Here is a 15,168-nt window from a genome sequence, read left to right on the forward strand (position 1 = left end):
AGTGATTAATTGGATCTTAAAATCTGCGCCGCTTGGATGAACCCGGTATACCAAGATCTTCACGGTACTTTGCAATGGTGCGGCGGGAAATCATCGTTCCTTCACTTTCGAAGATTTGGCATAGCTTTTGGTCTGAAAATGGTTTTATTTTATCTTCGTCGGCAATCAAGACCTTTATTTTTTCTTTGATGGTAGTCGTTGATTCACAGTCTTTGCCGTTTACATGATTTAACCCTCTCGTAAAGAAATTCCTTAATTTAAAAAGTCCATGCGGTGTCTGGATGTATTTATTACTCGTCGCCCTGCTTATCGTTGACTCATGAAGCTGAAGTTTTTCGGAAATGTCCTTCAGTGTCATCGGTTTTAATCCAGCCATTCCCCGCAGGAAAAACTCCTGCTGCGCTTCCATGATTGTAGCCGTCACTTTGTATAGAGTCATTTGCCTTTGTTCGATCCCCTTGATCAGCAACTGAGCATCATGTAGATGAGATTTAACGTAGTCATTAGCTCTATTTTCCGGTTTCATGGCAATGCTGTCCTTATAGAAAGGATTAATGGACGGCTTGGGCAGGAAGCTATCGTTGACCGTTATCCTGTATCCATCTTTTTTTTTATCCACGAATACATCCGGGACGATGTAATGGATCATCTCATCGGAAAAATGACTGACAGGGCGAGGGTTCAAGGTACGGATGAAATCCGCTGCCTCCTGCACTTCCTGAAGGGTCACTTTGTAAAGGCCCGCAATTTTCCGATAGCGCTTTTCGGCTAAATCCGATAAGTGCTTCTCGACGATCGTATAAGCCAATTGATTATCATTTTCTCGTTTGCGAAGTTGAATGAGTAAGCAATCCGTCAGACCCTTAGCACCGACGCCAATGGGATCGAAGGATTGCAGTACTTCAATCATCGCTTCGATTTTCTCGGCGGACACTGAAAAAAGCAAGGCTGCCTTTTTTATATCAATATCAAGAAACCCATTTTCATTTAAGCTTCCTATTAAAAATGCGACAATCTTAGTTTCACTGTCTTTCAATGACGGGAAAAAACTCAGCTGCTCCAATAAATGGGCTTCCAATGTATCTGTAGTGCAGGAAAGGTTATTGATTGGGTTGAAATCATTGTGATTCCTATTCGATGAAGTTTCTCGTTTACGATAGTCCATGATATGTGGACGAATGCTAGGTTCAAAGTTTGAGGCGAGGGGGTCATTAGTTGCTGCGGCCATTTCAAGAACAGGATTTTCATTAGCCTGCTCATGTAGAAAATCCATCAATTCATGTGTGGAATATTGCAGGATGTTGATTGCCTGCCGTAATTCAGGGGTTAATGATAACTTCAAGGATTGTTTTAGCTGCATTTCAAAACCTACCTGCATATCTATCAACTTCTTTCGTATTAGATTAACGAAGTGAACAAAAGGATAGTATAGATAATAATACAAATCTTCCGAAAATTCAACATCGTATGTCAGGTTATGTAACATTGTAGGTTTTTACGCGAGAAACGGCAACAGGATGATAGGGATCGTTTGATTCGAATATAAATCATTTGATTCGTAAATAAATCATTGAGTGCGATTTTTGATTTGAATATGAATCGTTTTATGTTGAATACCTATGATATTAGGTTCATATACTTTGGCATGCATCTTGCAATATCTATAAATATAAAAAAATCATTATTCAAGAAGGGTGTTTTTTACATGATTAAAGAGAAGACGGGTATTCAGGAATTAATCGATTTGGACAAAAAGCATTTCATTCATCCGACTACGGCAATCGAGCAACAGCAGGCAGATGGTCCAAGTTTCATCTTTAAAGAAGGCAAGGGGATCTATCTTACGGATGTTAAGGGCAGGACAGTCATCGATGGCATGTCTTCACTTTGGAATGTGAACATAGGACATGGACAAGAAGAACTGGCTGATGTGGCAAGAGAACAAATGGCAAAGCTGGCTTTCACCTCTAACTTCGCCACTTTCAGCAATGAGCCTGCCATTCGTTTGGCTGCCAAGATCGCTTCCATCGCTCCTGGTGATTTGAATGCCGTTTTCTTCACTTCAGGCGGATCGGAGTCGAATGATACGGCGTTCAAACTTGCCCGTCATTATTGGATATTGAAAGGCCAGCCTAATCGCCAAAAGATCATTTCACGTTCGAAATCGTATCATGGAGTTGCCATGGGGGCGACAAGTGCGACGGGCCTGAAACCGTTCCGTGACTTCACGAATTCCATCGCTCCTGATTTTTGTTATGTCGACGGATCTTCGATTGAAGAGTTGCGGAGGGTCATCGAGCAAGAAGGTCCGGAAACGGTTGCGGCATTTATCGCGGAACCGATCCAAGGAGCAGGCGGCGTGAATCTCCCTCCTGAGGGCTACTTTAAGGAAGTAAGGGAGATTTGCCATGAATATGGCATTTTAATGGTGACGGATGAGGTCATAACAGGTTTCGGGAGAACAGGGACTTATTTCGGGATTGAACATTATGGCGTCGTGCCGGATATGATGTGTTTTGCAAAAGGTGTGACAAGTGGGTACGCCCAATTAGGTGGTGTGGTCCTGAATGATAAGCTTCACAAGGACTTCATTTCGCTATCAAAAGGCACGCTCCTGCATGGCTACACATACAGCGGTCACCCGATGGCTTGTGCGGTTGCTTTGAAAAACATTGAAATAATTGAACGTGAAAATCTGATGGAAAACTCGAAACGGCGCGGTGAAGAGTTGCTTGTCGGCTTTAAGAAGCTTCAGAGCGAACACCCGATCATTGGTGATGTCAGGGCGCTTGGACTGATCGGAGGCATCTCCATCGTCAAGGACAAGAAAACAGGGGAAGGCTTTGGGACACAATTAGCTCCAAAACTTGTGGCTGAAGCGGCGAAGAATGGCTTGATTTGCCGGTCTGTCACGTTTGATCAAGATACACTCGTATTCGCCCCGCCTTTAATCATCACTAAATCAGAGGTCGAAAAGATCATTGATATTCTTGATAAAACATTTACAGCTGTCGAAAAAGAAATTTTATAAGAGGTGAAAAGGATGGAAATGACGGAAACGCTGAAGAAAAAATTATTCATTAATGGTAAGTGGCAAGCAACTGAACATTTCACGAAGCTAGTATCTCCGTATAACGGGAAAGTGTTAGCGGAAATTCCTTCGGCAAGCATGGAAGATGTGGAGCTGGCGATAGAATCGGCTCATCAAGCGAGAAAAACGATGGCAGCCCTGCCGAGTCATAAACGTGCCGGCATACTTGAACAACTTGCAGGTCTGTTGGAAAGCCGTAAGGAAGAAGCAGCTGAAATTATCGCTAAAGAGGCAGCGAAGCCGATTAAAACGGCAATGGTAGAAGTGGCCCGTACGATTGCCACATATAAATTTGCCGCGGAAGAAGCAAAGAGGATTCACGGGGAAACATTGACGATGGACGCTACAGCAGACGGGGAGGGGCGAATTGGCTATACAGTCCGTGAACCGATTGGTGTTCTTGGTGCGATCACGCCTTTTAATTTCCCGATGAACCTGGTCGCCCATAAAGTTGGCCCGGCCATTGCCGCGGGTAATACGATCGTCTTGAAACCTGCGAGCCAAACGCCGCTATCCTCGATCTTTCTTGCAGAGCTATTGGCGGAAACGGATTTGCCTGCCGGAGCATTCAATTTAGTTACCGGAAGCGGCTCTGTAATCGGTGATCAATTAGTCACTGATTCACGGGTGAAAAGCATATCCTTTACCGGCAGTCCTGCTGTAGGGCTCGGAATCCGCAATAAAGCGGGATTGAAGAAGGTGAGTCTTGAACTTGGTTCAAATGCGGCCGTCATTGTGGATAAAGGGATCAATATCGATAAAATCATCCAGCGTTGTGTTTCGGCAGCATTCGCCTTCCAAGGGCAGGTCTGCATTTCGCTACAACGTGCATATGTACATGAAGACGTATACGATGAGTTCGTCCAAAAATTCACGGCAGCAACAAATTCCTTGAAGCTTGGCGATTCTTTGGACCCTTCGGTCGACATCTCTGCCTTGATCAGTCCTGGTGATGTAAAACGGAGCCTCGACTGGATCGGGGAAGCCAAACAACATGGTGCGGTCGTTGCAGCAGGAGGAAAATCCGAGGGGAATATCCTCCATCCAACTGTGTTGTTGGAAGTCGATTCGAAGCTGAAGGTTTCCTGTCAGGAAGTTTTTGCACCAATCGTGTTAATAAATAAGGTTTCATCCGTTGAAGAAGCGATTGACTTGGTCAATGACTCCCAATTCGGCCTTCAGGCTGGGATATACACGGAAAATATCAACCTGGCCCTTTCTGCGGCAGAAAAATTGGAAGTCGGCGGTGTGATCATTAATGATATCCCGACTTACCGCGTCGACAACATGCCATACGGCGGGGTCAAAAAAAGCGGAACGGGCCGCGAAGGATTAAAATATGCCATCGAGGAAATGACGGAAATGAAATTGATCATCATTAATCGGAATTAGTAGGTGGAGGATGGGCAAATGTCCATCTTCTTTTTTTCTGATGAAAATAGTCGAAAAGTTATGCAGAAATGAATAAGTAATTCACGAATGAATGTAAATGGACGGCGGATGGGTAAAAATACGTGATTTATCAACCTTTTAAAATGGCATGAAACTTGCTCTTTAATCTATTAAGAAAATCACTTAAACCGAGGAGGAATTTTAATGCAGGAAACTTTACAAAATAACGCGAAAAAAGAAGGGACCGGAGCACTGGAATTAAAAATGTTCATTAATGGTCAATGGGTGAATTCGTCTTCAGGTGAAAAAAGGGATGTATTGAATCCGGCCACGGGAGAAGTTATTGCTACAGCTGCGGAAGGAACCAAGGAGGATGTCGATAAAGCGGTAGAGGCAGCCAAGTATGCCTTTTATGAAGGCGGATGGTGGGGAACGCCGGCAGTCGAGCGGGCCCGCATTTTATTCAAGATCGCCGACAAGATTGAAGAAAAGGCCGAAGAGCTTGCTGCGTTGGAAACACTGGATAATGGGAAACCATTACGCGAGTCCCGTTTTGATATCGATGATTCGGCTGCCTGCTTTAGATATTATGCAGGTTTGGCTACGAAACCGACAGGGCAGACTTACGAAGTTCCTGACGGGCAACAAGCGATGGTCGTAAGGGAACCGATCGGTGTATGCGGGCAAATCGTACCTTGGAATTTCCCGTTGATGATGTCAGCCTGGAAGCTGGCACCTGCACTTGCCGCAGGAAATTCCGTCGTCTTCAAACCATCGGAGATTACACCAGTGACTGCGGTCAAGCTGTTTGAAATCATGGCTGAAGTCGGTTTGCCAAAAGGTGTCGCGAACCTTGTGTTAGGAGCTGGACCCGTTGTCGGACAGGCCATAGCCGAGCATGAAGAAATCGATAAAGTGGCCTTTACAGGAGGTACGGCAACCGGACGTAAGATCATGGAAGCGTCGCTTGGAAACTTAAAGAAAGTGACATTGGAGCTTGGCGGTAAATCCCCTAATATCGTATTCGCGGACTCTGACTTTGAGACAGCCGTCGATTATGCCTTGTATGGGATTTTCTGTAATCAAGGGCAGGTTTGTTCAGCCGGCTCGCGTTTACTTTTGGAAGAGTCGATTTATGATCAGTTCGTAGCAAGCCTTACTGCAAAAGCGAAGCGCATCAAGGTGGGTTCAGGCTCCGATGAAAAAAGCCAAATGGGACCTGTCGTTTCAGAGGCTCACATGAACAAGATATTATCTTATATTCAAATCGGAAAAGAAGAAGGAGCAAAATTAATCGTTGGAGGAAATCGAATTAAAGGGGAAGGGTTGGAAAACGGCTACTTTGTCGAGCCAACGATCTTTGTCGATACGACACCTGATATGCGGATCGTGCAGGAAGAAATTTTTGGGCCGGTGCTTGTCGTTCAAACGTTCAAGGATGAAGCGGAGGCTCTCCATCTCGCCAATGATACGAAATATGGTTTAGCGGGAGCAGTATTCACCAATGATATCGCCAAAGCAAACCGCGTCATTAAAAAGGTACGTGCGGGCATCACGTGGATTAACTCGTATCATCCGACTTACAACGAAGCTCCGTGGGGCGGATTCAAGCAAAGCGGCAATGGACGCGAACTAGGCACGTTCGGATATGAGGCATACACAGAATTGAAGCAAATCAATAATAACTTGGACATTCAACCAACAGGCTGGTTTGATGAAGAATAAGAGCTAGTATTAGGAAAAAAAAGGCCGTTCCTTGTGGAATGGCCTTTTTCTGTGTATATGCTACGGTCTGGAAAAACCGCAGATGAATAGGGGGAAATTGAAGATGAATTCCCAGAATCGCAGATAAATCGGGCAAAGCCATGTATATATTCCAAAATTCATCGATAAAACGGAAAAAACCTCAGATATAGTCCTCCAAATCTTCGATGAATCCAGAAAAACAGCAGATATTTCCTCGGATCTGCTAATGCCGGGATTTTTCAAGATCAACTCGTCCTGAAAAGAAAACGGCGCCATTACCCATGTCTGATAGGCGATCAGGCGTGAGGACATTGATGTGCTGCTTCGTTTCGGGCGTCTTTTGCCATAAGCCCTGGCTGACCAGCACGCCTGGCAATACATTTTCACCTGCTGCTGCCTTCAACAGGCATTCCCCGCGTTCGTTCCAAACCCTGACCATATCACCAGTAACGATACCCAATCTTTTGGCGTCAATCGCATTCATATGCAATTTCGGTTCCTTTTCCAATGAAATATGTTTGGCGTTATTGGAAAAGGTTGAGTTCAAGAAGTTATGGTTAGGTGCCGGTATGAATAAAAAGGGCAGGTCGCTGTCCTTTATGATTGGCTTATATGTTGGCAATGGATCGTAACCGAGCTGTTTCATCCTTTCGGAATACAGTTCGATTTTGCCGCTAGGTGTTTGCAGCTTACCCGGGAACAGCGGCTTCATCTTCGCCTTGACAAATTGGTCTTTCGAAAGGGAGTCATAGGTGATGCCGTCTAAATATGGGTTATCCGGGAAATCGAGAGCCTGGCGAATCATATCTTCCTCTGAGTCTTTAAAAGCTGGGTCTTGAAAGCCCATCCCAACAGCCAACAGCTTGAACAATTCAACATTCGATTTCGAATTGCCGTATTTTTTGACTACAGGTTTTTGAATTTGAATGTAATTATGCCAATATGAATTATAAAAATCCTCCGTTTCATAGGAAGATGTGGCAGGGAGGACAATATCAGCATACATGGCCGTTTCGGTTAAAAATAAATCATGGACCACTGTGAAAAGATCTTCGCGCTTAAGGCCTTCCTGTACCTTATTGGCATTCGGGGCGACTAGCGCCGGGTTGGAGCCATATACAAACATGGAGCGAATCGGGTTTTCTTTATCCAAAAGGGCCTGGCCGATTTGGTTCATATTAATCGTCCGCGTCGTTTTATCCTGTAATAAGTCAGGGCGTCTTAAGGCATTTGTATTGAATGCCAGGTATCCTGAATTGCCTTTGGTCGCGCCGCCGCCTTTTTCCATCCATTGGCCGGTAAGTGCAGGAAGGCAGGCGATGGTACGTACTGCCATGCCGCCATTGTCATGGTGCTGCAGGCCATTGCCGATTCGGACGAATGAAGGGGCGGTCGTTCCGTACATCCTCGCTAATTCATATAGATCCTCAATGGGCACACCTGTGATACCCGATACGGTCGCCGGGTCGTATTGACGGACATGTTCGCGCAATTGTTCGGCACCCACTGTATATGCATCGAGAAAAGGCTGGTCGATTAAATTCTCTTCATATAGGATGTGCATTAAACCGAGGGCGAGGGCACTGTCGGTACCAGGGAGGATGGGGATGAACCAGTCAGCCCATTTACCTGTTTGGTTTTTGTGTACATCAATGACGACTATTTTGGCTCCGTTTTTCCTGGCTTGCTGGGCAAGCGTAACTTGGTGCATATTGGTGCTCACCGCATTAATGCCCCACATGATGAAAAGCTTGGTATGGATCGTTTCTTCAGGGTCTATGCCGAAAGATCCGCCCATTGTATAGCTGTAGCCGACGGAACCGGCAGCGTTACATATGGAGCGCTCAAGCATGCTGGAGCCGAGCTTATGGAAAAAACGGCGATCCATCCCCTCGGCGCTGAGGTTCCCCATATTTCCGTAAAAGCTGTAAGGAAGGATGCTTTCGGGACCGTGTTTTTTGATCAATTCCTTCCAATTGGCAGTGATGGTGTCAATCGCTTCTTCCCAGCTGATGGGTGCGAAGTGACCTTCCCCTTTTGGGCCGATGCGCTTTAGTGGCTGCTTTAATCGTTTTGGATCGTATAGGCGCTCGGTCATATTCCTTACTTTATTGCAAATATTCCCTTTCGTGACGGGATGGTCCGGGTCGCCTTGAACCTTGATGATTTTCCCGTCTTTCTTGTGCAGCAATAAACCGCATTGATCCGGACAATCAAGAGAGCAAACTGAGGGAAAGATTCCATCAGGCTGATTGATATAGGATTGCATGGGCAAATACCTCCTAATAATCTAATCTCGTTTCTTCGATTTCAATTCATATCAATCGGAGCATGTTGGTGAAACATCCATACATGCACGAAAGCTGTGTTCGTTGACTTCATTCTAGTACCAGCCAACACAATTGTAAATATTGGTGTTTGGGATCTGCCTACCTTTTTTCAATATGAGCGGTCGTTGCTTTCAGTCGTTCCAAAGCAAGAGAATCTCATGAATAGTTATTTGATTTTTGAGAGATATTCAAAATGTTTACAAAAAATATGGTACAATATCAAAAGGGTCCTTATGTTTAAAACATGAGGGCTTTTTTTGAGCAAAATTGGGAATGATAAACCAAAAACATACAAAGGAAAAGATATGAACCAAACTCATAAAATTGCAGGTAAAGTAGCCCTTATATATATAATCATTGGAGTCTTATGGATTTTTGTCTCGGATTATTTCTCGATGACACAGGCAAAGTCAGATGTTCAGATATATGCGATGTTTCAACACTCCAAAGGATGGGCCTTCATTTTCATAACCGGGATATTCTTATATTTCTTAATCCGGTATTGGACGGGGAAAATGTTAAGGTCGCAGCAGGAATTCAATCTTAAGGATGAACAGTATCAGTCGCTTTTCAAGCATAACCCCGATTGTGTCATTGAATTGAACCTTGAAGGAAATGTCGTTTCCATCAACCCTGAAGCGGAAAAGCTGTTAGGGCAGCATAATGACAGCTTGATGGGGAAGAATTGCAATCACCTCATTAATTGGAATGAAGCGGAAAAGATATCTGCTTTTTTTACACAGTCCCTTCAAGGCGAAGCTGTGAAATTCGAAACGACCTTCCAAAACATGAGAAATGAAAAGCGGATCATCCGTGTCACCTTTTTACCGATCATCGTTCAATCGGAAATGCTAGGTGTATATGCAATCGTCAGGGATATTACCGAAGTGCGGCGAGAAGAAGAATTGATGGTCTTGTCCGAAAAGCTATCGGTCATTGGACATCTGGCAGCTGCCGTCGCCCATGAGATTCGGAATCCACTGACCTCATTAAAAGGGTTCGTCCAATTAATGGATATCACGAAGGAGGTCAATCCCCTGCATTCCGATATCATGTTGAAGGAAATCGACCGTATCAATATCATCTCCAGTGAATTGCTTATTCTTGGAAAGAAACAGGATGTTGCTTTTCGAAGGATCGATCTCGCAGACAGTGTACAGCAGGTGTTCACTTTGATGAAAGCGGAAACGAACTTAAACAATATCGAGATGGTGCTTAGGATTAAAACCGCTGAGCCGATTTCAATCATGGCCGATTCAATAGAACTCAAACAGCTTTTCATCAATATTGTGAAGAACAGCATTGAAGCGATTGACGAAAATGGCGAAATTGATATATCCTTGCAAATCATCAATGATAACGCTGTGATCAGCATCAGTGATAATGGCAGCGGTATGGTGCCGGAACGCCTTGAACGGATCGGTGAGCCTTTTTATTCGACGAAAGAGAAGGGCACGGGAATCGGCCTGGCAATTTGCCGCAAGATCGTACACCGGCTGGACGGGGAGCTGGATTTTGAAAGTGAGGTCAACAAAGGGACGACCGTTACAATTCGGATTCCGTTGGCTACTGGACAAGAATAAATGGTACTATGGAAGTTAGGAAAAGTTTTTTATTAAAGGAGAACGATATGAGCGAATTACCTGCATTATTGAACGATAGAAAACCATATATCCAAGAGGTATGGAAAAAGTCTGGATTCGGGCAGCTTACACCGATCCAAACGAAAGCGATTCCCGTAATCGTCGAAGGAAAAGACATCATGGCTGAATCACCGACTGGAACAGGAAAAACATTAGCGTATTTATTGCCATTGCTAGAAAAAATAGATCCTGAAAAAAAATCCCCCCAAGCTTTGATTTTGGCATCATCCCGTGAACTGGTCATGCAAATCAATGAAGAAGTGCGGATTTGGTCAGAGGGAAGCGGTATAACCGGCGCAGCATTCATCGGCGGCGCTAACGTAAAAAGGCAGTTGGACAAACTGAAGAAACATCCACAGGTCATTGCCGGGACACCAGGACGGATCTTTGAATTGATTGCCCAAAAGAAATTGAAGATGCATGAAGTTAAGACGATTGTGCTTGATGAGGGCGACCAATTGATTACTGCTGAGCACATGGGCACGATCCAAAATATTATTAAGGCGACGCTAAAGGACCGGCAAATCTTGGTGTTTTCAGCAACATTGCCAGCGGAAACGGAACAAGCGGCTCGTAAATTCATGAATGAACCTGAACTGATAAAGGTCGATAAGCATGAAAAAATGGAATCGAAGGTGGACCATCTTTACTTTGTTGTAGAGAGAAGGGAAAAATCCAAGATTCTTGAAAAAATCACGAGGATCAAAGATGTGAAGGCCCTTGCCTTCCTTAACGATATAGCTGAGCTGAGCGTTTTACATGAAAAGCTGAGTTACAAAGGAATCGAGATGGGAGTCCTTCACGGAGAATCCAATAAAGTCGATCGGGAAAAAGCGTTGCGCAAGCTCCGTTCAGGCAAATCACCTATGCTTATTGCGACGGATGTAGCGGCAAGAGGGCTTGATATTAAAGGTCTGACTGCAGTCGTTCATATTGATATGGCCGATAATATCGACCAATATATCCATAGATCAGGGAGAACCGGACGTGCCGGTGCTGATGGCACCGTCATTTCCATCGTGACGGAAAGGGAGGAGCGCGAGTTGAAAAAAATGGCTCGTGAACTGGATATCCCCCTATCGAGAGTAACCTTCTATGGTGGTAATATCGTGGACGACGAATAGATCTTCGAACAAGCGACGGCCGTTATGGCTGTCGCTTGTTAATTGAACTGAATGGAAGATCAATACTCTCTTTTGTTTCCTTTCTTCACATATTCCCAATCGACCTCAATATTCTTTCTGACCTTGTGAAGAAGATGAAACATCGTTTCAATTTCTTTAGGAGAAAAACCGGCCAAGGCGACCTTGTCGGTATACTCGCCTTCTTTCTTTAAATATACATAAACCCTATCACCCTTATCAGTAGGATATAATTTTTTGATTTTTTTGTTGTGATCATCATTTTTCTTTACAATGAAACCTTGATTCTCGAGCTTTTTGATGGCACGAGCTGCTGTCGTGCGGTCAACCTTTATCATTTCTGCTACCTTTTCTTGAATGATCCCAGGATTTTCACAGATTCGGACAAGATATAAATACTGACCCTTCGTCAGGTCAAAATCTTTGAATTCTATATTGCTTATCGAGTCCAATGCTCTTGCAATCATTCCTATTTCACGAAGTATTTCCTTCATTCGAAAATCCCCATTTCTTTTTTTGTTGTATTTACAACAAAATGAATTTCATTTATACTATTACAAGGTTATGAATGTATTATGACTTGTCTAATGGAATAAATCTAGAAAGGTGATGAAGTTCAGTGGATTCAAAAAAAATAACGATGGCTGACGAATTGGATTTAGCTTTTGCAATCAGAAAAGAAGTATTTGTTGAGGAACAAGGTTTCGGATTGGAAGATGAATTTGACGAATTCGATACACTCGATGGTCAAGCTGACCATATTTTAGTTTTTTATAATGATCAGCCTGTCGGAACTGGGCGGCTAAGGGTCGTCGATGAGTTAGGAAAATTGGAAAGGATCTGTATCCTGGAGGCTTATCGGAAGTTCGGCCTAGGAAAAACGATCATAAAAACATTGGAAGAAATCGCAAGGGAGAAGGGGATAGCGCAGGTTAAATTACATGGGCAAACTCAAGCCGAGGGCTTTTATCAAAAGCTTGGCTACCGGACTTCTTCAGATGTTTTCATGGAAGACGGCGGTCCCCATATTCTCATGATAAAAGAATTGATTAATGAATAAGGCTGTTTAACGTGGGTAAAACGAAGTTCATCCACTATGTAACGGGGATCATGATTTTAACACTAGGCTGTTCCTTGACGATACAATCGGATCTAGGAACATCGCCATTCGATGCCCTTTTGGTCGGACTCTCCATACAAGTCGGCCTGACGGTTGGAAGCTGGGAATTCATCATAGCGGCCATCATGATATTGTTTAATGCCTTATTAAACAGGAAAAGGCCGGAAGTGTTAGGGTTAATAACAGCTTTTATAACAGGCATTGGGATTGATCTATGGCTCTATTTACTGCAAACCTTGATACAACCGGAACATATGCTCACTAAACTTATTTGTGTACTAGTCGGATTAACAGTCATCGGGTTAGGAACGGCTATTTATTTACATGCCAACTTTGCCCCTATTCCTGTAGATCGTTTGATGTTCATCATTCAGGATTTAACTGGCATGAATATATTATTCTCAAAAACATTCATTTATCTTTTCTTCTTGGGAATGGCACTCGCTTTCAACGGGCCGATCGGTATTGGAACGCTCTTAACCGTTTGCTTGGGAGGTCCGGTTCTTAATTACTTTACCCCGCTGATTCGTAATAGATTAAGTTCCTTTAGCTCAACCGCAAATAGTGATAAAGGAAAAAACCATTCGCTGTAGGATGGTTTTTTCGTTCTGTTGCATGAATAAGATGACCGGAAGTTATCAGCAAGGGTGGGACCATATTAGGACGTGAAAATGACGTACACACTTAATGAAAACGCTTCCAATAACATAATTTCTGGCATAAAATAGGAAGAGACATAGGTTGGGAGGAGTCAATATGGCAGATAAGCATAAACAATTCGAAACGTCAGTCATTCATGAAGGATATGACTCGAAGGAGCATTTAGGGAGCTTGACTGCACCCTTATTCCAGACCTCTACTTTCACTTTCGATACGGCGGAGCAAGGGGAACGGCGTTTTGCAGGTTTGGAAGAGGGATATATATATTCTCGTCTTGGAAATCCAACGGTACAGGTGCTGGAAGCAAAAATCGCCGCCTTGGAGGGAGCTGAAGCGGGGCTTGCCTTCGGCTCGGGGATGGCTGCGGTCTCGGCTGTGCTATTGGCTTTGACTAAAACGGATGACCACATCCTTTGTTCACAGGGATTATATGGCTGCACGTTCGGTCTTTTGCAGTTAATGAAAAATAAATATCGCATCGATCATGATTTTTGTGCAATGGATACAGAGGAGCAGGTGAGGAGGATGATCCGTCCGCAAACGACCTGCATTTATGTGGAAACCCCGATAAATCCGACGATGAAAATGATTGATTTACAGATGGTGGTGAGAGTTGCGAAGGAGTGCAATGTGACAGTAGTTGTCGATAATACCTTTTCCACCCCCTACTTACAGAGACCGCTTGAATATGGCTGTGACATCGTCCTTCACAGCGCAACGAAATATCTATGCGGACATGGGGACGTCGTTGCCGGGCTTGTCGTAGGCAGCAAAGACTTCATGAATCACGTAGCGGGAACGACACGAAAAGATATTGGCGGGATCATTTCCCCATTCGATGCCTGGTTACTATTGCGGGGATTGAAGACTTTGCCTGTGAGGATGGATCGGCACTCTGCCAATGCAATGGAAATCTTCCGCGAGCTGAAGAAGCATCCAAAGGTGAAACGGGTCTACTATCCAGGGGATGAAACGCATGAGGACCATTATATTATGGAAAAGCAGATGAAACATGGGGGAGGTCTTATTTCTTTTGAATTGCAGGGTACAAAAGAGGATGCCCAGGGATTTCTCAATAAACTGCAATTAATCAAAATTGCCGTCAGCCTAGGGGATGCCGAAACCTTGATCCAGCATCCCGCTACCATGACGCACTCGGCCGTCCCTGAAGATTCGCGCCGGCAAATGGGCATCAACGATCAGCTCATCCGATTATCGGTTGGACTGGAAGCTTGGCAAGACATCTGGGATGATCTGCAACAAGCCTTTTGAGGCACTTGTATCTATTTATATATTCCTTCGATTCCTGATGAAGATGGTCACGGATATGACCAAGATGACAGCGGCAAGGATATAGGAAATGGTCGTAATGACTGGGTAGTTGGCATCATTGCGGACCCCGATGCCGATGAACGCCCAAACGAATACGAGCGGATAGCCCCAATCCCGGTTTTTGCTTGAAAAGGCAAAAGCTAGGATTGTTGCTACAATCAGCATAGTGATCGTCCAGGTGACCTTTGAAATCCCAAAACCGTCCCATTCAATATAAGTGAGGTAATAAGAAATATCAGCTATGGTCGCAACGCTTACCCAACCTGAATAAATGGAAAATGGAAATAGGTCGAAGCCAGTGTGCGCAACCTTTTTAATACGTGTATAAATGACCAAAAGCGTAGTTAAAAGCGCAAGGATGATGAAAACGGATAACAAAAAGTGTTCGTAATGCCAAGCCAAGAGCCAGGCCCCATTCAGCACACAGCTTAAAGCGAACCACGGGAATGATGCCTTGGCAGCAGGACTGTTCCTGTGCTCACCTGCAAACTGCCTGAATACCCAGATGGCGAGTAGAAGGTAAATGAACCCCCATATGGAAAATACATAACCGGCAGGGGTGAAAAGTACATCCAGTTTATCGGAGACCTCTCCGGATGTTTGGCCGTTGAATGGCAGAAAATTGGCCAAAAAATTCATGGTGACGACGAATAAATAAAAAATCAAGTTAAAGATGACAATAAGCATGGGATTCCTCCTTGAATGTAGTGTG

12 protein-coding genes are annotated in these 15,168 nt (G+C 44.2%); 8 read left to right on the plus strand and 4 right to left on the minus strand.

Annotated features, from left to right (window positions below; translation table 11 throughout):
* Positions 1–16 precede the first annotated feature (16 nt).
* The gene (gene rpoN / locus MHI53_RS02825) at positions 17–1,378 is read right to left on the minus strand and encodes an RNA polymerase factor sigma-54 (RefSeq protein WP_340372706.1); all 1,362 of its coding nucleotides are present in this window, start codon (positions 1,376–1,378) and stop codon (positions 17–19) included.
* A gap of 327 nt (positions 1,379–1,705) precedes the next feature.
* On the opposite strand from rpoN, the gene MHI53_RS02830 reads away from it, so the two are divergent.
* The 3 genes from MHI53_RS02830 (at position 1,706) to MHI53_RS02840 (ending at position 6,208) form a co-directional block, all read left to right on the plus strand.
* A complete protein-coding gene (locus tag MHI53_RS02830) occupies positions 1,706–3,031 on the plus strand; it encodes an aspartate aminotransferase family protein (protein WP_340372707.1) in 1,326 nt (441 codons plus the stop codon).
* 18 nt (positions 3,032–3,049) lie between these two features.
* Positions 3,050–4,483, plus strand: a complete 1,434-nt coding sequence (locus tag MHI53_RS02835) for an aldehyde dehydrogenase family protein (protein ID WP_340373638.1) — start codon at positions 3,050–3,052, stop codon at positions 4,481–4,483.
* 204 nt (positions 4,484–4,687) lie between these two features.
* Positions 4,688–6,208 carry an aldehyde dehydrogenase family protein gene (locus tag MHI53_RS02840; RefSeq protein ID WP_340372708.1) on the plus strand — a complete coding sequence of 507 codons (1,521 nt, stop codon included), beginning with the start codon at positions 4,688–4,690 and terminating at the stop codon, positions 6,206–6,208.
* Positions 6,209–6,452: 244 nt separating this feature from the next.
* Here MHI53_RS02840 and MHI53_RS02845 read toward each other — a convergent pair whose 3' ends face one another.
* Entirely contained in the window at positions 6,453–8,498 is a 2,046-nt protein-coding gene (locus MHI53_RS02845) for a molybdopterin oxidoreductase family protein (RefSeq protein WP_340372709.1), read from the minus strand.
* A 318-nt stretch (positions 8,499–8,816) separates the two neighbouring features.
* On the opposite strand from MHI53_RS02845, the gene MHI53_RS02850 reads away from it, so the two are divergent.
* Both MHI53_RS02850 and MHI53_RS02855 read left to right on the plus strand, forming a co-directional pair.
* Complete coding sequence (locus MHI53_RS02850; RefSeq protein ID WP_340372710.1) at positions 8,817–10,142, plus strand: ATP-binding protein; 1,326 nt, start codon at positions 8,817–8,819, stop codon at positions 10,140–10,142.
* A 47-nt stretch (positions 10,143–10,189) separates the two neighbouring features.
* Complete coding sequence (locus tag MHI53_RS02855; protein ID WP_061142631.1) at positions 10,190–11,326, plus strand: DEAD/DEAH box helicase; 1,137 nt, start codon at positions 10,190–10,192, stop codon at positions 11,324–11,326.
* Positions 11,327–11,385: 59 nt separating this feature from the next.
* Here MHI53_RS02855 and MHI53_RS02860 read toward each other — a convergent pair whose 3' ends face one another.
* Positions 11,386–11,838 (minus strand): MarR family winged helix-turn-helix transcriptional regulator, encoded by a 453-nt coding sequence (locus MHI53_RS02860; protein WP_061142630.1) that lies wholly within the window; start codon positions 11,836–11,838, stop codon positions 11,386–11,388.
* Positions 11,839–11,963: 125 nt separating this feature from the next.
* Here MHI53_RS02860 and MHI53_RS02865 point away from each other — a divergent pair, with 125 nt between their 5' ends.
* The 3 genes from MHI53_RS02865 to megL all read left to right on the plus strand — a co-directional run bounded on the left by MHI53_RS02865 (position 11,964) and on the right by megL (position 14,396).
* The gene (locus tag MHI53_RS02865) at positions 11,964–12,404 is read left to right on the plus strand and encodes a GNAT family N-acetyltransferase (RefSeq protein WP_061142629.1); all 441 of its coding nucleotides are present in this window, start codon (positions 11,964–11,966) and stop codon (positions 12,402–12,404) included.
* A gap of 50 nt (positions 12,405–12,454) precedes the next feature.
* Entirely contained in the window at positions 12,455–13,057 is a 603-nt protein-coding gene (locus tag MHI53_RS02870) for a hypothetical protein (protein WP_061142649.1), read from the plus strand.
* Positions 13,058–13,220: 163 nt separating this feature from the next.
* Positions 13,221–14,396 (plus strand): methionine gamma-lyase, encoded by a 1,176-nt coding sequence (megL, locus tag MHI53_RS02875; RefSeq protein ID WP_340372711.1) that lies wholly within the window; start codon positions 13,221–13,223, stop codon positions 14,394–14,396.
* A 15-nt stretch (positions 14,397–14,411) separates the two neighbouring features.
* On the opposite strand, the gene MHI53_RS02880 is transcribed toward megL, so the two are convergent.
* Entirely contained in the window at positions 14,412–15,143 is a 732-nt protein-coding gene (locus MHI53_RS02880) for a tryptophan-rich sensory protein (protein ID WP_340372712.1), read from the minus strand.
* Positions 15,144–15,168: the final 25 nt, after the last annotated feature.

It is taken from the genome of Peribacillus sp. FSL E2-0218, from assembly GCF_037992945.1.
GTDB lineage: Bacteria > Bacillota > Bacilli > Bacillales > DSM-1321 > Peribacillus > Peribacillus simplex_B.

Coding starts and splice junctions, on each gene's coding strand:
- MHI53_RS02870 (WP_061142649.1), top strand. CDS start 12,455: ATGATTTTAACACTAGGCTGTTCCTTGACGATACAATCGGATCTAGGA.
- MHI53_RS02835 (WP_340373638.1), top strand. CDS start 3,050: ATGACGGAAACGCTGAAGAAAAAATTATTCATTAATGGTAAGTGGCAA.
- MHI53_RS02880 (WP_340372712.1), bottom strand. CDS start 15,143: ATGCTTATTGTCATCTTTAACTTGATTTTTTATTTATTCGTCGTCACC.
- MHI53_RS02855 (WP_061142631.1), top strand. CDS start 10,190: ATGAGCGAATTACCTGCATTATTGAACGATAGAAAACCATATATCCAA.
- MHI53_RS02830 (WP_340372707.1), top strand. CDS start 1,706: ATGATTAAAGAGAAGACGGGTATTCAGGAATTAATCGATTTGGACAAA.
- MHI53_RS02840 (WP_340372708.1), top strand. CDS start 4,688: ATGCAGGAAACTTTACAAAATAACGCGAAAAAAGAAGGGACCGGAGCA.
- MHI53_RS02845 (WP_340372709.1), bottom strand. CDS start 8,498: ATGCAATCCTATATCAATCAGCCTGATGGAATCTTTCCCTCAGTTTGC.
- megL (WP_340372711.1), top strand. CDS start 13,221: ATGGCAGATAAGCATAAACAATTCGAAACGTCAGTCATTCATGAAGGA.
- rpoN (WP_340372706.1), bottom strand. CDS start 1,378: ATGCAGGTAGGTTTTGAAATGCAGCTAAAACAATCCTTGAAGTTATCA.
- MHI53_RS02860 (WP_061142630.1), bottom strand. CDS start 11,838: ATGAAGGAAATACTTCGTGAAATAGGAATGATTGCAAGAGCATTGGAC.